The organism is Streptomyces sp. NPDC008092 (assembly GCF_042957285.1).
In the GTDB taxonomy this organism is placed as follows: domain Bacteria; phylum Actinomycetota; class Actinomycetes; order Streptomycetales; family Streptomycetaceae; genus Streptomyces.
This window is the reverse complement of sequence record NZ_JBIBHY010000024.1, coordinates 40453-57301: the sequence shown is the minus strand read 5'-3', so window position 1 is coordinate 57301 and position 16849 is coordinate 40453. Positions and strand designations below refer to the sequence as shown.

Below are 16849 nucleotides of genomic sequence, written 5' to 3'. Positions count from 1 at the left end.
CCCCCGGGGAGAAACGCACCCCCGCGACACGCACGCACGACGAAGGCCCTGCCCCCCTCGAAGGGGGCAGGGCCTCGCGGGGATACGGCGGGCGTCAGCCGATCCGGGCCCCCGTCGCCGACAGCGCCTCCGTCACCGGCTGGAAGAACGTCTCGCCACCGGAGGTGCAGTCGCCGCTGCCGCCCGAAGTCAGGCCGATCGCGTTGCTGCCCGAGAAGAGCGAGCCGCCGCTGTCGCCGGGCTCGGCGCACACGTCGGTCCGGATGAGTCCGCTCACGGTGCCCTCGGAGTAGTTCACGGTGGCGTCGAGGCCGGTGACCGTGCCGTCGTGGACCTGGGTGGTGGAACCGCTGCGGGTCACCTTCATGCCGACGGTGGCCTCGGCCGCGCCGGTGATCTGCCGGGCGGAGCCGTCGTAGAGGTCGACCTCGCTCGGGTGGGCCACCTCCGAGGTGTACCTGACCAGGCCGAAGTCGTTGCCCGGGAAGCTCGACCGGGCGTTCTGGCCGATCACGGCCCCGGAGGAGTCCGACCAGGTGGAGATGGCCTCGGTGCAGTGTCCGGCGGTCAGGAAGTACGGCTCGCCGTCCTTGACCACGTTGAAGCCGAGCGAGCAGCGGCCGCCCGAGCCGGTGACCGCGTCGCCGCCGGCGATGAGGGGCTTGAACTCCCCCTTCGAGTGGCGGAGTTCGGCCTTCTCGCCGAGTCCGTCGACGACCTCGGTGAGCCTGGCCAGCTCGGCCCCGGTGACCGTCCGGTCGGCGGTGACGACGACCTTGTTGCCGACCGGGTCGGTCGCCCACGAGGTGCCGGGGATGGTCGCGTCCTGCTTCAGGGTGGTGCGCGCGCCGTCGAGTTCGGCGAGGGAGTTGGCGACGAGTCTCGCCTTGGCCCCGGCCGCCTCGACGGCCCTGGCGGCGGTGTCGTCGAGCACGTCGACGACGAGGTTCTTCGACCGGGCGTCGTAGTAGGTGCCCGCCGTGCCGGTGCCGAGGTCGGCGGTGAGCGCCGAGGCGAGCTTTCCGGCCGCCGGGGCGGACAGGATCTGCGGTACGGCGGCGGCCCTGGCGGGCTCGCTGGCGTTCGCACTCTGGAAGGTCACTCCGGCGGCGAGGAGCGCGGCGACACCCGCACCGGCGAGCGCCGCCCGGCGCCCGGGTATGCGTCGGTGCTTCAACTCATGTCCTCCTGTGGGGGGTCGGCCCGCGAGGTTGTGGGGACCTCGGGGACCGGAAGGCTGGTTGACGGCCGCCCACTATTCCGAGACCCACAGGGAGCACACAAGGTCGACTTCAGATCTCGCGTGCGCGGATGTTGTGCGCCCCCTGTGCGCGGATCGTGCACGGCCGCCAGTCGCCGACCACCGGTCGCCGGCCGCCCCCAGGAGAATTCGCACCGCGCGCACTGCAAACGCCGCGCGCGGGCAACGGGCGGCCGGCAGCGACGTCCGCCCCTGACCGCCTCCGGCTACCCCTGGCCGGAATTCGCCCCCGCCGCCCCCGCCGCCCCGTCGGCCCCGTCGGCCCCTGCCGCCGGGGGCAGTTGCTGCTGGGCCCGCTCCAGGAACCTCAGCAGCTCCACCGGGAACGGCAGCACCAGCGTCGAGTTCTTCTCGGCGGCGACCGCCACCACCGTCTGCAGCAGCCGCAGCTGGAGCGCGGCGGGCTGCTCCGACATCTCCTTCGCGGCCTCCGCGAGCTTCTTGGACGCCTGCAGTTCGGCGTCGGCGTTGATGACGCGGGCCCGCCGCTCCCGGTCGGCCTCGGCCTGCCGGGCCATGGACCGCTTCATGGTCTCGGGCAGCGAGACGTCCTTGATCTCGACGCGGTCGATGGTGACGCCCCACTCCACGGCCGGGCTGTCGATCATCAGCTCCAGGCCCTGGTTGAGCTTCTCCCGGTTGGACAGCAGGTCGTCCAGCTCGCTCTTGCCGATGATGGAGCGGAGCGAGGTCTGCGCCATCTGCGAGACCGCGAACCGGTAGTCCTCGACCCGGACGACCGCCTCGGCGGGCCCGGTCACCTTGAAGTAGACGACGGCGTCGACGCGTACGGTCACGTTGTCCCGGGTGATGCCCTCCTGCGCCGGCACGGGCATCGTGACGATCTGCATGTTGACCTTCTGGAGCCGGTCCACGAACGGGACGATCATGGTGAACCCCGGCTCGCGCACCTCCGGTCGCAGCCGGCCGAGGCGGAACACCACGCCTCGCTCGTACTGTCTGACGACCCGTGCCGCGGCCAGCGCGTAGACCGCTCCGACGGACACGAGAGCGGCTCCGGCCGCCACCAACGCCTCGACCATGCCGGCCCCCAGGGGGTGACTGACTCCAACGGTCCTTCGACGGTAACTCCGGGCTCGTACAAGGGCGAGCCCCCGTACGCCGGTTGCGTACGAGGGCTCGCCGGAAGCCGGTCCGGAACCGGTCCGAGGGGTCGTCAGCCGACGCTGACGCCGTAGTAGCTCAGCGCCTCGGTGACCGGCTGGAAGAAGGTCGTACCGCCGGAGGTGCAGTCGCCGCTGCCGCCGGAGGTCAGACCGTAGGCGACGGAACCGCCGTAGAGCGGGCCGCCGCTGTCGCCGCCCTCGGCGCAGACCGTGGTCTGGATCATGCCGTAGACGATGTCACCGCTGCCGTAGTTGACGGTGGCGTTGAGCGCGGTGACCCGGCCGCTGTGGGTGCCGGTGGTCGAACCGCGGCGGTACACCGTCGTCCCGACGCTGGGCGTGGCCGCGCTGGAGATGGTCTGGCTGCCGACCGCGCTCGGGTGCGCGATCGAGGTGTTGGTGTAGCGGACCAGCGCGAAGTCGTTCGTCGGGAAGCTGTAGCCGACGTTCGTGCCCAGGACCGTGGTGTGGCCGGAGTTGCTGTACCAGGTCGAGGCCACCTCACCGCAGTGCCCGGCGGTCAGGAAGTAGTACGTGCTCCCGCTGTGCACGTTGAAGCCGAGCGAGCAGCGGTAGGCACCGCCGTAGATGGCGTCGCCGCCGGTGATCAGCTTCTTGAAGGTGCCGTTGGTGTGCTTGATGGTGAGCGCGCCGGAGTTGACGCCCGCCTGCCGCTTGATCTTGGCGATCTCGGCCTTGGAGACCGTGGAGTCGACGGTGACGACGACACGGTTGGTCTTGCTGTCCACGGACCAGGCGGTGCCGGGGACGTCTGCCTTCAGAACAGAGCTGTTCACGGACTTCAGCTGGGTCGTGCTGAAGGTCTGTGCGTCGCTCGCGCTCGCGGTGGGGACGGCGAACGCTGCCGCGGCCAGGAAGCCGGTGCCCACGGCGATCAGCCGGGTCCGTCTCGTGATACCGCTGCGTGGGGTGGTGCGCTTGATCCTCACTTGTCGTTCCCTCCCAGGGGAAGTCGGGGGCCCGCGTGGGGTCGGGGCCCGTGAGGCGCAGCCAGTGGGTGGCGCCCGGATTCCGGACACGCAATGCCCCTGACAAGCGCTGAGGGGGAGTATTCGGGCGAACGACCGGTACCCGCAAGGGTGCCTTTTGGCCGTGCGCCCCTGTTCGGACCATGCCGACTTTGTGTGATCTCGTCGGGGTCCGGGCGAGTTGACGCCCTGTCGAATGTCCGTCGAATGCCTCAGGCGAGCTTTCGCTCCCCCGCCTCGACGGCGAGGTCCAGCGTGTTGCCCGGCGGCGGGAAAGGGCAGATGAAGTGGTCCGCGAAGGCGCACTGCGGGAGCTGCGCCCGGTTGAGGTCGACGGTGGTGGAGCCGTCGGCGGCCGGGGCGGCCGAATAGAGGAACCTGAACCGGAAGCTGCCGGTTCCGCCGGTGGTGTCGGCGAACACCGCCCACAGCCGGCCGTCGGGCTGCTCGGCGACCTGGAGCGTCAGCTCCCGGCCGGCCAGGGTGAAGCCGAGTTCCCCGGCGAGCACGAGCGCGCGCTCCACTCCGTCCGCGGTGCCGACCCGGACGGTGCGCGGGTCGTCGTCGTACGGCGTGTAGCGTCCCGGCACCGACCAGCGCGGGTCGTACGGGGTGGCGTCGATGCCGCGGAAGGCGCGGCGGGTCGCGGCGGCCGGGTCGTACTCCCGTACGCCCCATATACCCTCGCGGACCAGCACGACCAGCCGTCGCTCGCCGAGCGTGACCCGGGCCGACGGTTCGCGGTCGGCGGCGAGCCGGACCTCACCGGCGAAGGGCTCGCCGTCCAGGGCCAGGCCGTCGGCCGCCGTGGCGGTGAGCCGGACGCCGTCCTCGTCGGCCGCCCAGGTGCCGGGGAGGGCCGGGAGCCGGCCGTCCGGATGGTCCTCGATCCAGTGGCTGCCGACCAGCGCGAGCGGCCCGTACGGCGCCGACACCGTCTCCTCGCGGTGTTCGTGCCAGCGCTTCCAGTCTCCGGCCGCGTCCGCGTTCATACGATCAGTCCTTCCCATGCCTTCGTCACGACGCACGTCACCTCTCTTCTCGGCTCTTCTCGGCTCTTCTCCGCTCTTCTCCGCTCCCTCCTGTGCGCAAGGTATTTCACGGAGCCGCGAGTTGCCCGGCGGGCCGGGCGAGGCCGAGGTGCTCGCGCAGGGTGCTGCCCGGGTAGAAGGTGCGGAACAGACCGCGGTGCTGGAGGAGCGCCACGGTGCCGTTGACCAGCCGCTCCAGGTCACGGCGCGGCTCGGCGGGGACCAGGTGGAAGCCGTCGGTGGCGCCCGCGCCGTGCCAGCCGGCCACCAGCTCCGCCAGATCCACCGGACCGCCCCGGTACAGCGGCCCCTGCACGGTCTGCCGGGGCCCGCCGCCACCGTGCCCCGGCTCGGCCGCGCGCTCCCCGTCGCCCAGGTCCACCACGAGACTCACCAGCACCCGCAGGGCGTCCGGCTCCCGCCCGAACTCCGCCGCCTGCTGCCGGAGTTCCTCCCGTACGGCAGCGGCCTGCGCGGAGCTCGCGGCCCGCACCAGGGCGACATCGGCGTACCGGGCGGCGGCCTGCCGGGCGGCGGGCTCGGTGGCGTCGGCCACCCGGACCGGCGGCCCCGGCGCGGGTCCGGGGGCCTCGCTCCACCGGCCGGCCCGGCCCCGGCTGACCCGGTCGAGGTGGGCGACGGCGGCCTCGGGGCCGGCCGTCACCGGCACCAGCCCGATCCGCCGGGTGGCCGGGGCCACCTGCGCCAGTACGGTGACCGCGTCGGTCTCCGGCCACCCGATCCGGTCGTCGAGCGTCACGAAGTCCAGTCCCCCGCTCTCGGCCAGCCGCACCAGCTCGACGTAGCGCTCCGCGTCGAACACGCCGACCTGGTCCACGGCGGCGGCCAGATGGAGCAGCCCCCGGCCGTACGAGCCGGTCATCACCACGCACCTCCCGGTAAGACTGCCTGTGAGACGGCCGGACACCGACCGTGGCGCCCGCTCATGACACGACTCCCGCCAGGTCGGCCAGGAAGGCGAGCGCCGCGCGCGCCGTGGCGTCGTTCTGCCGGAACGCGGGCCCTCCGGTGTGCGGACGGGTGAACGCGCCGGGCGTACGGCCGTTCGTGAACGGCCCGAGCGCGAACCGCCGGGGATGCGGCCGCCCGCCCCCGTCGAGGATCCGCCCGTCGGCGGGGTCCACCCTGAGCAGCCCGTCGGCCGTCTCGGCGGCCTCGTCGGCGGGCAGCCCGCGCAGCAACGCGTCCCGGGCCCGCCCCACGGTGGGTTCGGGCAGCCGCGCCTCGACGAGCGCCCGCGCCTCGACGGAGAACCCGGGCACGGTGTCGGCGGACGCCCGGAACACCCCGTCCCCTGCCGTCACCGTCATCCCGGCGCCGACGAAGCGCAGCACCCCGGCCCGGGACAGCGCGAGCATCTGCCGCAGCCGGGGGCCGGGCGGCCCGGAGGCGAGGTAGCTGAAGAACCCGTGCCACCAGGACCCGATGTCGCCGAGCCGCACCAACTGCCCGTAGACGGAGAGCAGTCCGAGGAACACCGCCAGGTCGGTGCTGTACGCGGGATCGTGCCGGCGCTCCAGGTCCGCCTCGATGTAGCCGCGCAGCCCGTCCTGGAACTCCTCGTGCGATCCGTACCGCACCCCGTCCAGCGGGTGGTCGAGCGCCGCGAGATCGAGCCGGTCGGCCGGATCCGGTACGGCGGCCGCCACCAGCGCCCGCACCTCGGCCTCCCCCTCGGCCGCGGCGTACTTCTCCTCGAAGTCCCGCCAGGCGACGGTCGTCCGCTCGGGATGGACGGTGAAGAGCCGGTGGTAGTGGGCGAAGCCCAGCTCCTTGGCCACCAGCGGCCACACGTCCCGCCGGAAGTCGTGGCCGCCGGGCCGGGCGAGCAGTTCGTCGATCTCGGCGGGCCCGAGGAACCGGGGCAGCGGCGGGCGTTCGCCGGTCCAGTCGTACCCGATCTTCGAGTGGTACGGCACACCGCGCCGCGACCCGACGTACAGCACCGGCTCCTGCCCGGACGGCACATAGGCATCGCCGTCGTAGCGTCCGCCCCGTCCCTCGGTGAGCAGCACCATCAGGTCGACGAAGGCGAGTCCGAACCCCCGTACGAGCACCGGTTCGCCGGGCCGCAGTGCGGACAGGTCGCTGTCGGCGGTGAAGTCGGGCGGCAGGTGGACCAGGCCGTGCGCGTCGGCGTACTCGGCCAGCGCGGTCTGTTCCGGGTCGAGTTCGGCGTCCAGGTGGCCGAGGGCGAGGACGACGAGGTCGGCGAGGAGCGGGCGCGGCCGGTCCTCCAGCCAGACCTGCTGACGGCCCTCCCGCGGCCCGCTGACCCGCAGGGCCCGGCGCGGGTGGTGGTGGACGGTGATGCCGTCCGGGAGGTCGGCGAGGGCGCGGTCGTAGACGTGGCGCAGGTAGCGGCCCTGGATCTGCCGGTCGGCGAAGGTACGGCCGTCCAGGCCCGCCCACTCGTGCAGGGTGGGGCCCTCCCGTACCGGCCCGGCCATCCGCACCGTCTCGTCCGTGAACATGGTGACGTCCTCGGCGTGCGAGTTCATCCACAGCAGCGGCGACTGCGCGGCCCGCCAGATGCGCCCGGCGCCCGGCGGATGCGGGTCGACCAGATGGATGTCGAGGCCCGAACCGGCGTACAGCTCGGGCACGTTGGCGGCGATCCGCTCCAGGAGTCCGGTCCCCCGCGGCCCGGCTCCCACGATCACCAGCTGGGGCTTCACCGGGCGGCCCCGGAGGCGAGGCGGCCGACCGCGGGCCCGGATATGCCGGGAACGGGGACGAAGGCGGTTCTGACAAAGGTCTCGGAAGACATGCGAAGGCTCCGTGGCGGATGGATCGAACACGGTGGACGCGCACACGGTGGTGCGGGTGCCTTCACACGGAACGCCGGAGTACGGCGCTCTTACGGCCGAGCCCCTCAGCAGGGCCGTCCGTCGACTCTACGGCGCCGTTTCCCCTCGTTGTCAAGGTCGTCCAGAGTGTGGGCAGCGCGTCTCAGCTCAGTTGACGGAAAACCGGAGACCTGTTCCACTTGGCCCATGCATCCGCAGCAGTGCCTGGTCAAGCGCTCCCACATCGACTTCGGTCGCGTGTGGTCCTGTTCCTGTTGAGCTGACCCCCTGCGCGCCCCGCGGACAGCGGGGACCCTTCGCGTTCTCCACCGCGCCCCACCCTTCGCCTTCACACGCGCACCCCTCCCCTCGCGCTCCGCACACGTGCTGATCCCTCGCTCCGAAAGGACGCGGGGACCTGCACGGCCACGGCCATGGCCGGCGTCCCAGGAAGCCCGCCCCGTCCCGAACATGCCGAACTCGGCCCCGTCGCGGCTGTGCCGCCCGGGCACGCCGTGCGCGAGGGACGAGAGCCCCGGCACGATCGCCGCGAGACGGTCGGCCTCGGTGCGCCCGCGCCCGTCCGGGACGGCGATCAGCAGCCCGCCGGAGGAGACCGGCGACCTCTGCGGGGCCTTCTTCGGGGCCTGCGGTCGGGGTGCGCTCGGCGGATGCCGGATGCCGGATGCCGTACGCAGTCGGGGGCGAGCGTGGCGTCGTCGGTGGTCTTGCGCCGGGCGGGCGGCCTGCCCGCGAACTCCGCGACTCCGCCGACGTGTCCGGTGGCGAGGCCGCGTTCCTTCCGGTGTTCGCAGAAGCCTGGTGCGCGAATGACGGCCGCCTGCCCGGAAGTGCCCTAATGAAGAGGCGAGTTGATGGATGTGCAGAACCGGGGCAGAAATGGTTCTGCACTCCGCGCGACGAACATCTCCGGGCAGCGGTCACCCGATCATGTTTTTGTTTTACGTCACGGAAACAGGATCAAGGCGAATGCAGCGGCGGCCACCCGGCGCCGTGTGTCCGTATACGGTGACGGCCGCGCACTCCGGTTGACGCCGCCCGCGTCCGCGCCCGAGCCGGCCGGACACCCCCTGAACACGCGTCAGACCGCCCCGAAGGCAGTCCGACAGGGCCCGGAAGGGGCCCGGAGGGCACTGCGAGGGCACCCAGAACCGCCTCGGCCCGTTCACCCTGACGCACCGTTCATCACCCGTACGCCGGGAACAATCATATTTCACTCTCAGTCAGCAGCCGTGTGAGCTACCGCCCTTGGGGTACCTGGGCTCTCGACGTTTTGGCTCTGCACCAGTACCGTCACAAACCCCCCGTGCGGCGTCTATCCACTTGGCGCGACATCCGCATCATGGACGACCATAGGGATGCGGAAGCAAGAAAGACCGCTGTGAGAGGAGGCGTCCATGGGATCGGTACGCAAGGCGAGTGCCTGGCTTGGCCTCGTCGACGACAACGATGACGAGCGCTACTACGACGACGACTACTCCGAAGGGACCGAGCAGCCCGGGGATGCCTGGGTCACCGACCCCCGGGTCAAGGTGGCCACGGACACCGCCGAGGAGAAGGGCCGCCGGATCGGCACGGTCACCCCGGACAGCTTCCGGGACGCCCGCGCGATCGGCGAGCTGTTCCGCGAGGGCGTGCCGGTCATCGTGAACCTCACGGCCATGGAGCCGGGCGACGCCAAGCGCGTGGTCGACTTCGCGGCCGGGCTGACCTTCGGCCTGCGCGGCACCATCGAGCGGGTCGCCAACCGGGTCTTCCTGCTGACCCCCGCGAACACCGAGATCGTCAGCGGTGAGCCGGCCAGGCGCCGGGAGGACGGCTTCTTCAACCAGAGCTGAGGCAGGGCCGCTCACCGGCCCTGCCCCCGCGCGGGGTTCACCGGAAGGCGTCGAGCCCGGTGAGTGCCTTGCCCAGCACCAGCTGGTGCATCTCGACGGTGCCCTCGTAGGTGAGCACCGACTCCAGGTTCGTCGCGTGCCGCATCACGGGGTACTCCAGCGAGATCCCGTTCGCCCCGAGGATCGTCCGCGCCGTACGGCAGATCTCGATCGCCTCCCGTACGTTGTTGAGCTTGCCGAAGCTGACCTGCTCGGGACGCAGGCGACCGGCATCCATCCGCCGCCCCAGGTGATGGGCGAGCAGGATCCCCTTGTGCAGTTCGACCGCCATGTCGGCGAGTTTGGCCTGGGTGAGCTGGAAGCCGCCGATGGGCCGACCGAACTGCTCCCGCGACTTCGCGTAGTCGACGGCGGTCTCGAAGCAGGTGCGGGCCGCGCCCATGGCGCCCCACACGATCCCGTACCGGGCGTGCGACAGACAGCTGAGCGGCCCCTTGAGCCCGGTGACCTCGGGCAGCACGGCATCGGCGGGCAGCCGCACGTCGTCCATCACCAGCTCACTGGTGACACTCGCCCGCAGCGACCACTTGTGCCTGATCTCGGGCGCCGAGAACCCCGGCGTGCCGGTGGGCACGACGAACCCCCGGATCCCGTTCTCCGTCTGCGCCCACACGACGGCGACGCCCGCCACCGACCCGTTGGTGATCCACATCTTCCGCCCGCTCAGCACCCAGTCGCCACCGGCGTCCCGCCGGGCGTGCGTCCGCATGGCGGCCGGGTCGGACCCGTGATCAGGCTCGGTGAGCCCGAAGCACCCGATGACGTCACCGGCGGCCATGGCCGGCAGCCACCGCTGCTTCTGCTCCTCGCTCCCGAACCGGTGGATCGCGTACATGGCGAGCGACCCCTGCACGGACACGAGGGACCGGATCCCGGAGTCGGCGGCCTCCAGCTCCAGGCAGGCCAGCCCGTACTGCACGGCGGAGGCCCCGGCGCACCCGTACCCGCTGAGCGACATCCCGAGCGCCCCGATCGACCCGAGCTCCTTGGCGAGTTCCCTGATGCCGGGCAGCTCCCCGCTCTCGTACCACTCGGCGACGAACGGCAGCACCCGGTCCGCCGCCCAGCTCCGCACGGTCTCCCGTACGGCGAGATCCTCCGGCTCCAGAAGATCGTCGATCCCGAGCGGATCACCGGCATCGAACGGCGGCAACTTCACGGACGCGGACATCAGAACCCTCCCAAAACTAGCAGCGCTAGTTACAGTCTCCCTGCTCCCCCACCCACGCACCACCCCCACAGGTCGCCCAGCCTCTCCCTTTACCCCGCACGGGCGGTGCGGGGTAAGGCGAAGCTCCAACCCGCACCCGCCAACGCCACAGCACCCCCGCAGGTCGCCCAACCACTCCCCCACCCCGCACGGGCGGTGCGCGGGTGGGCAAGGCTCTGGCCCGCAGCCGCCGACGGCGCAGCGGTCACCGCGCGTCGGCGGCTACGCCGAGACGCGCGGGCGTTGGGGTTCGCGAGGGGCGGGGAGGTCGACCGCGGCCGTCTCCTCCTCGCAGTGCATGGCGCGCGGCAGCCGCAGTGCCATCACGGCCCCCAGCAACAGCAGCCCCGCACTCACCAGCAACGTCACATGCAGACCGTGCACGAAGGAGTCCCGCGCCGCCCGCCGCAACGCCGACCCCGCCGCCCCGCCCAGCCGCCCGGCGACCGCGTACGCCTCACCCAGTGAGTGCCCCGCCGACGCGGACGCCGACGCCGGTACGCCCGGCACGTCGGCCAGCCCCGGCGCGTACGCCGCGTTCATCACGCTGCCGAGGAGCGCGATCCCGATCCCGGCGCCCAGCTGGTACGAGGTCTCGCCGACCGCCGCCGCCCCGCCGGCCTGCGCCGCCGGCGCCTCGCTCAGCATCGACTCGTACGCCCCGAAGAGCGTGGTCTCCAGACCGAAGCCGAGCAGCAGGAAGCCGACGAGCAGCAGGCCCGCGTTGTCGGTCCCGCCCATCGCCGTCAGCGTGAGCACCGCCGCCGCGGTCAGGCAGAAGCCGAAGCACACCATCCGGCGCGGCCCGAAGCGCCGCAGCATCCGCGCCCCGGCCAGCCCCGCCGCCATCGCCGCGAGCGTCAGCGGCAGCAGTCGCAGCCCGGTCTGCAACGGGGACAGGCCCAGCACCAGTTGCAGGTACTGCGCGGCGATGAGTTCGAGGCCCACCAGCGCCAGCATCGCGAGCACGATGCAGCCGACCGCCGTGCTGAACGCCGGCCGCGCGAACATCTTCAGGTCCACCAGCGGGAACGCCCGCCGCCGTTGCCGTCGTACGAAGAGGACCAGCAGCAGCGCGCCCAGCAGCAGCGGTGCCACCGTCAGCGCGCTGCCCGCCGGTTCGCCGCCGCCGAGGCGCTTCACCGCGAACACCACGCCGAACAGGCCGACCGCCGCCATCAGCGCGCCGACCACGTCCCAGGGGCCGTCGCGGTCGCCGCGGGACTCGGGGAGGAGGAGACGCCCCACGGGAAGGCTGACCAGCATCAGCGGGATGTTGACCAGGAAGACCGAGCCCCACCAGAAGTGTTCGAGGAGGAAGCCGCCGAGGAGGGGGCCGACGGCCGCGCCGACCGCCGCCACCGCGCTCCAGATGCCGATGGCGAGGGCCCGTTCACGGCGGTCGGGGAAGACCTGCCGGAGGATGGAGAGGGTGGCCGGCATGATCATCGCGCCGCCGACGCCGAGCAGTGCCCGGGCCCCGATCAGCGCCGCGGCGCTCGGCGCGAGGGCGGCGGCCGCGGAGGCGATGCCGAACAGGGTGTAGCCGAGGAGCAGGACCCGCCGCCGGCCCACCCGGTCGCCGAGCGTGCCGAACAGGATCAGCAGCGAGGCGCAGACCAGCGGGTAGACGTCGACGATCCAGAGCAGCTCCATCGCACCGGGCTTGAGGTCCTCGGTGACGGCGGGCACGGCGACGTGCAGCACGGTCGCGTCGAGGGCGACCAGCAGCAGGCTGACGCAGAGGACGACGAGGACGACCCACCGGTTGGCACCGGCACCGGCCCCGGACACCGCACGACGGCGCGGTCGTACGGCGGCCGTGGTCGTCCCGGACATGTACGTACCTCCCAGATGGTCCCTCGCGTGCGGCGGAGCGGCGGGGTGGGGACTCCCCGTCGTACGGCCGGAGAGGAGCGGGGTCTCCGGCCCGCGCATACGAACGCGAGTGACATGTCAGCGTACGCGAGTTCGTTGCGGGGGCACGTGGCGGACCTCTCACACGCTCCGGAGAACTCATGTGGCGTACGCCACTGGCCCCCGCTCCGCACCACGCCCGCGTGAACCCGGCGGTTCCGCGGCCCGTCGATAATCGAGCCCGTGACCGATCTTGAAACGCCCGTGGCGGCACCGCGCGCCCCCGCCCTGCGCCGGGCGGCGCCTGCCCTGCTCGGGTACGCGGCCGTACGCGCCCTCGGCCTGGCCGTGCTGGCCGGGTGGAGCGCGGCACGCGGCAGGAGCGCGTACACCTTGTTGACGGCGCGCTGGGACTCGCTGTGGTACACGCGGGTCGCCGAACTGGGCTACGGCTACCAGGTGCGGCTGCCGAACGGCGACGTCCACTCCAACCTGGCCTTCTTCCCGCTGCTGCCCTGGCTGGAGCGCCTGTTGCACGCGCTCGCGCCGCTGTCGTACGCCGACGCCGGCTTCACGGTGAGCCTGCTCGCCTCGCTCGCCGCGGCCTGGGGGATCTTCGCAGTCACGGACCTCGTGTACGGCCGGCGGGTGGGGGTCTGCGCCGTGCTGGTGTGGGCCGTGCTGCCCGTCGGGATCGTGCAGTCGATGGCGTACAGCGAGTCGTTGTTCACGGCGCTGGCCGCGTGGTCGCTGTACGCCGTGCTGACCGGCCGCTGGGTGACCGCCGGGGCACTGGCCGCGCTGGCGGGGCTGACCCGGCCGGTGGGGCTCGCCGTGGTGGCGGCGGTGTGGACGGCGGGCGTGGTCTCGTTCGTGCGGGATCGAGGCAGGGGCGTGCAGGACGGTGGTACTGATCAGCCGGACGGCGCGCTTCCCGGCGAACGCGCCCCCGAGACGCCCAGCGCCGCCCGCGCCCGGCGCGCTCCGCAGGCGACCGGCGCGCCATACGCAGCACGCGCCCCCCACGCCACCGCCCCTGACGCCCCTGCCTGGCGCCGCGTCCTCGGCATGCTCCTCGCCCCCCTCGGCGCCGCCGCCTATGTCCTGTGGGTCGGGCACCGCACCGGCCGCGGCCCGCTCGGCTACCTGGACGTCCAGGCGGGCTGGCGTAACGGCTTCGACGGCGGCTATGCGTTCGCACGCTTCGTGGCCGACAAGTTCACGTCATTTCCGTCCGCTCTCGCCGGAGCGGGTTTGATCCTCGGCGTCGGCCTGCTGCTGTGGCTCTACGTGACCGGCGTCCGCCAGCGGCAGCCGCTCCCCCTGCTGGTCTACACGGGTGTCGTCCTCGCGCTCGCGCTGTGCGCGTCGAGCTACTTCGGGTCCAAGCCGCGGCTGCTGATGCCGGCCTTCCCGGTGCTGCTGCCGCTCGCCCGGGCCCTCGCCCGGCTGCGCGCCGGCAGATCGGCGCTGGTCACGGCGGGTGTGGCGGTGGCCTCGGCGGTCTATGGCGCGTTCTGGCTGAACGGCTCCGGACCTCCATGATCGTTTCGGCATCCTCGGTGAGCGGCCGGAGAATTCCACCCCATGCTTTGGTTAACGAATTCATAAGTGCCATAAAACGGCGACCCGGCATGATCAAAGGAATTGAAGGGCGGACCCGCCGAGGATTACGGAATCCTTAGAATTCGGAGACCTCCTGAGAGGTTTCCCACATCACATCGTCATCACAAAGCCGCAGTTTCGACCGGGAACAGAGCTCACTCGCTGTAACGTCGATTGGGTGCGTACCGAACGAAACCTCACCCGTCTGGACCGGGTGTTCGCCAGGCTGGACCGTGAGCCGGAACGGCCGGCCCACATTGATGTGCCGAAGATGAGCCGGCACCGGGTCGTGTTGTTCACCGCGACCCTCGCCTTCTACCTGGCGATCGTGTGGGCCGTCGTGATCACGTCCTGGCTGGTCCGGCTCGACTGGCAGGTCATGTTCTTCCGGCCGTACCAGCAGTGGTCGGGAATCCACTGGTTCGTCGACTACTACGTGGTCCTCGGCCAGCGCGGCCCGACCGCCGTGATGGTCGCCGCCTGGCTGGGCTGGCGTTCATGGCGGCAGCACACCCTGCGCCCGCTGCTCACGCTCGGTGCCTCCCTGCTGCTCCTCAACATCACGGTCGGCGCCGCCAAGCTCGGCATGGGGCGCCTCGGACCGCACTACGCGACCGTCATCGGCTCGAACGAGATGGGCCTGGGCGGCGATATATTCCCCAGCGGACACACCGCCAACGCGGTGGTGACCTGGGGAATTCTGGCATATCTGGCCTCCACCCCGAGAGCCCGCCGCTGGCTCTCCGCCGCCTCGGCGGTCACCTCCCTCGGCGTCGGCATGTCCACCGTCTACCTCGGTACGCACTGGCTGAGCGACGTGTTGCTGGGCTGGGCGGCGGGGCTGCTGATCCTGCTGGCGCTGCCCTGGTGCGAGCCGTTCATCGCCCGCGCCGAGACCTGGCTCTTCGACCTGCGCGACCGCTGGCGCGCCCGCGGCGGCAGCACGGTGCCCGCGCCCGTCCCGGTGCCCGTGGTCCTCAAGCCGCGCCCGGCGCCCGTCGAACAGGCCGCGCCGGAACGCGAGCCGGTCTCCCTGTCCCGCCCGCCCAGGGCCCCGATCCACCTGGCGCCCGGCCCGCACACGGCCCGCTCGGAGCGCACCCCGGTGACCCCGGCGGGCAGCCGCCGCCCGCAGCACCCCGAACGGCAGCCGCGCGGCACCGGCGCCCAGGCGGCCCGCCCGCTGACGGGCGGCTGACGGCCGTACGGACGCGACGGCGGGCCCCGGTACGCACAGCCGGCCCCGGCAGGGCGAAGGCCCCGGTTCCCCACTGCGGGAACCGGGGCCTTCGCCGTCGTACGGTCAGCCCTTCCAGGCGCGCGCCACGACGCCGTCCCGTACCTCGAAGTTGAGCCGCCCCGTGCGGTACTCCATGGTGATGATCGCGCCCGGCGGCAGCGAGCGCACCGTGGTCCACCCGCGCTGCCGGGCGAGCCGTTCCGCGTCGCCCGCGTCGCGGCCTACGTACCCTTGCGGGCTGTCCTGGGGCTCCGTCGGCGGAGCGGTGTCCGGTGCCATGCGGCCCACGCTAGGCCGCTTCCGGCGGAGACGGAAGCCGAAGTCCCGCGTCCGCCCCCGGTCACGCTTCTGTCACAGAATCACGACACGCGTTTCGGTCGAACTCCGTCACACGTACGAGCGGTTCCATGCGCCTTCCTGGCGCATTCGAGCGCAATTCCCCGATGCCGGTAGGGTCTTCCGAAAAGCCGCCGGAAAGAAGCGGAGGCCAGGATCCGGGACACTCCGGCGCCTGCATTCCATTCCGATTCCGGCGGGACGCGCCGAAGCTGACACCGCATAAGAGATTCACCGGTTCGGCACAGAACCCCCGTACCGCGCGGGTAGGACCGAGGTTGCGGCAACGTGAACTCGGAGCGCGCCGTCGGCACATGAATCGCCCTCGCATACGGGTGTGCGTCCCTCATTCGGAGCATGTACATGTCCCCACGAAACGCACCGGGCCCCGCCCGGTCGGACCGGGCGGGGCAGGGCGGTGCGGGGCAGGGGTGCGCGTCAGAGCGCGAGGCGCTGCCCGGGCACGATCAGGTTCGGGTCGCCGCCGATGACGGCCCTGTTGGCGGCGTAGAGGCGCTGCCAGGTGGTGCCGTGCCGCTCGGCGATCTCGCTCAGGGTGTCGCCCTCGCGGACGGTGTAGTCGCCCTCGGCCGAGGTGCGGCCGGTGCCGGCCGTCGAGCGCTGCGGCGTCTTCGCCGCGGGGGCCGACTTCCGGGTCGTCGACGTGCCCGACGACTTCGAGGACTTCGACGACCTCGTCGCCGACTCCGTGCTGCTCTTCGTGGTCACCGAGGCGCTCTCCGGTGCCGAGCCGGTCGCCCCGGCCCGCCCCGAGCAGACCGGCCAGGCGCCCCAGCCCTGGGCGTGCTGGACCTTGGTGGCGACGGCGATCTGCGCTTCCCTGGAGGCCTGGTCGGCCGTCGCCGCGTAGGCGGTGCCGCCGTACGCGCGCCAGGTGGAGGCGGAGAACTGGAGTCCGCCGTAGTAGCCGTTGCCGGTGTTGATGTGCCAGTTGCCGCCGCTCTCGCACTGGGCGATGCGGTCCCACACTCCGTTGTCCGCCGCCGCGGCGCTGCCGGTGGCCGCCAGCAGGCCCAGCGGGGCGAGCAGCGCCGCTCCGGCCAGGGCGGCCGTCGTACGGCCCCTGCGGGAACCGTTCTTGTTCGCGGCGGTCTCACGGGTGGTATCGGCACACTCGGACATGTATTTCCCTCTCCACATACCCGGGGTCCCCCAGGCGGGACGCGGTCCCCGCGCAATGGACGCGGTTCCTCGCGCTCGCCCCGTCCGCGGCGGCCGGTACTGCGGTGGTGCTCTGCCTGGTGCCGGCCGGCGGACGTACCCGAGCGGTGCTCGCTGCACACGGCGGAGGAATCTAGAGATCGGGAACGCCCGAAATCAACCAACTCACTGTCGGGCCAGGCCAGTTCGATGTTACCGTGGGTAGCGGCGATTTCCAGCCACCCACTACATTCCCGGATTTCGTGATTTGTCGACCACGGGTTCGACGAATCTGTGATTCAC

General features: G+C 72.0%; 13 protein-coding genes. 3 read left to right on the top strand and 10 right to left on the bottom strand.

The window, feature by feature from the left end; all coding sequences use genetic code 11:
• Positions 1 to 94: 94 nt before the first annotated feature.
• The 6 genes from ACFZB3_RS46500 to ACFZB3_RS46475 all read right to left on the bottom strand — a co-directional run bounded on the left by ACFZB3_RS46500 (position 95) and on the right by ACFZB3_RS46475 (position 7107).
• On the bottom strand, positions 95 to 1177 hold the full coding sequence (locus ACFZB3_RS46500) for an alpha-lytic protease prodomain-containing protein (RefSeq protein ID WP_391389249.1): 1083 nt from the start codon (positions 1175 to 1177) through the stop codon (positions 95 to 97).
• 290 nt (positions 1178 to 1467) lie between these two features.
• Entirely contained in the window at positions 1468 to 2304 is an 837-nt protein-coding gene (locus tag ACFZB3_RS46495; protein ID WP_391389247.1) for an SPFH domain-containing protein, read from the bottom strand.
• Positions 2305 to 2438: 134 nt separating this feature from the next.
• Complete coding sequence (locus ACFZB3_RS46490; protein ID WP_391389245.1) at positions 2439 to 3338, bottom strand: alpha-lytic protease prodomain-containing protein; 900 nt, start codon at positions 3336 to 3338, stop codon at positions 2439 to 2441.
• A 251-nt stretch (positions 3339 to 3589) separates the two neighbouring features.
• A complete protein-coding gene (locus ACFZB3_RS46485; protein ID WP_391389243.1) occupies positions 3590 to 4369 on the bottom strand; it encodes a DUF1684 domain-containing protein in 780 nt (259 codons plus the stop codon).
• A 106-nt stretch (positions 4370 to 4475) separates the two neighbouring features.
• Positions 4476 to 5291, bottom strand: a complete 816-nt coding sequence (locus tag ACFZB3_RS46480) for an LLM class flavin-dependent oxidoreductase (RefSeq protein ID WP_391389241.1) — start codon at positions 5289 to 5291, stop codon at positions 4476 to 4478.
• Between the two features lie 61 nt (positions 5292 to 5352).
• Complete coding sequence (locus ACFZB3_RS46475; RefSeq protein WP_391389239.1) at positions 5353 to 7107, bottom strand: FAD/NAD(P)-binding protein; 1755 nt, start codon at positions 7105 to 7107, stop codon at positions 5353 to 5355.
• Between the two features lie 1529 nt (positions 7108 to 8636).
• Here ACFZB3_RS46475 and ACFZB3_RS46470 point away from each other — a divergent pair.
• Positions 8637 to 9077, top strand: coding sequence for a cell division protein SepF (locus tag ACFZB3_RS46470; RefSeq protein WP_293991899.1), 441 nt, complete (start codon positions 8637 to 8639; stop codon positions 9075 to 9077).
• A gap of 37 nt (positions 9078 to 9114) precedes the next feature.
• Here ACFZB3_RS46470 and ACFZB3_RS46465 read toward each other — a convergent pair whose 3' ends face one another.
• Positions 9115 to 10308: an acyl-CoA dehydrogenase family protein gene (locus ACFZB3_RS46465; RefSeq protein WP_391389237.1), complete on the bottom strand. Its 1194-nt coding sequence runs from the start codon at positions 10306 to 10308 to the stop codon at positions 9115 to 9117.
• Positions 10309 to 10569: 261 nt separating this feature from the next.
• Positions 10570 to 12186, bottom strand: coding sequence for an MFS transporter (locus tag ACFZB3_RS46460; protein WP_391389235.1), 1617 nt, complete (start codon positions 12184 to 12186; stop codon positions 10570 to 10572).
• 261 nt (positions 12187 to 12447) lie between these two features.
• Here ACFZB3_RS46460 and ACFZB3_RS46455 point away from each other — a divergent pair, with 261 nt between their 5' ends.
• Positions 12448 to 13749, top strand: coding sequence for a mannosyltransferase family protein (locus ACFZB3_RS46455; RefSeq protein ID WP_391389233.1), 1302 nt, complete (start codon positions 12448 to 12450; stop codon positions 13747 to 13749).
• A gap of 238 nt (positions 13750 to 13987) precedes the next feature.
• The gene (locus ACFZB3_RS46450; protein WP_391389231.1) at positions 13988 to 15007 is read left to right on the top strand and encodes a phosphatase PAP2 family protein; all 1020 of its coding nucleotides are present in this window, start codon (positions 13988 to 13990) and stop codon (positions 15005 to 15007) included.
• A gap of 105 nt (positions 15008 to 15112) precedes the next feature.
• On the opposite strand, the gene ACFZB3_RS46445 is transcribed toward ACFZB3_RS46450, so the two are convergent.
• Positions 15113 to 15328, bottom strand: coding sequence for an I78 family peptidase inhibitor (locus ACFZB3_RS46445; protein ID WP_362594483.1), 216 nt, complete (start codon positions 15326 to 15328; stop codon positions 15113 to 15115).
• A 495-nt stretch (positions 15329 to 15823) separates the two neighbouring features.
• A complete protein-coding gene (locus tag ACFZB3_RS46440; RefSeq protein WP_391389229.1) occupies positions 15824 to 16528 on the bottom strand; it encodes a transglycosylase family protein in 705 nt (234 codons plus the stop codon).
• Positions 16529 to 16849 lie beyond the last annotated feature (321 nt).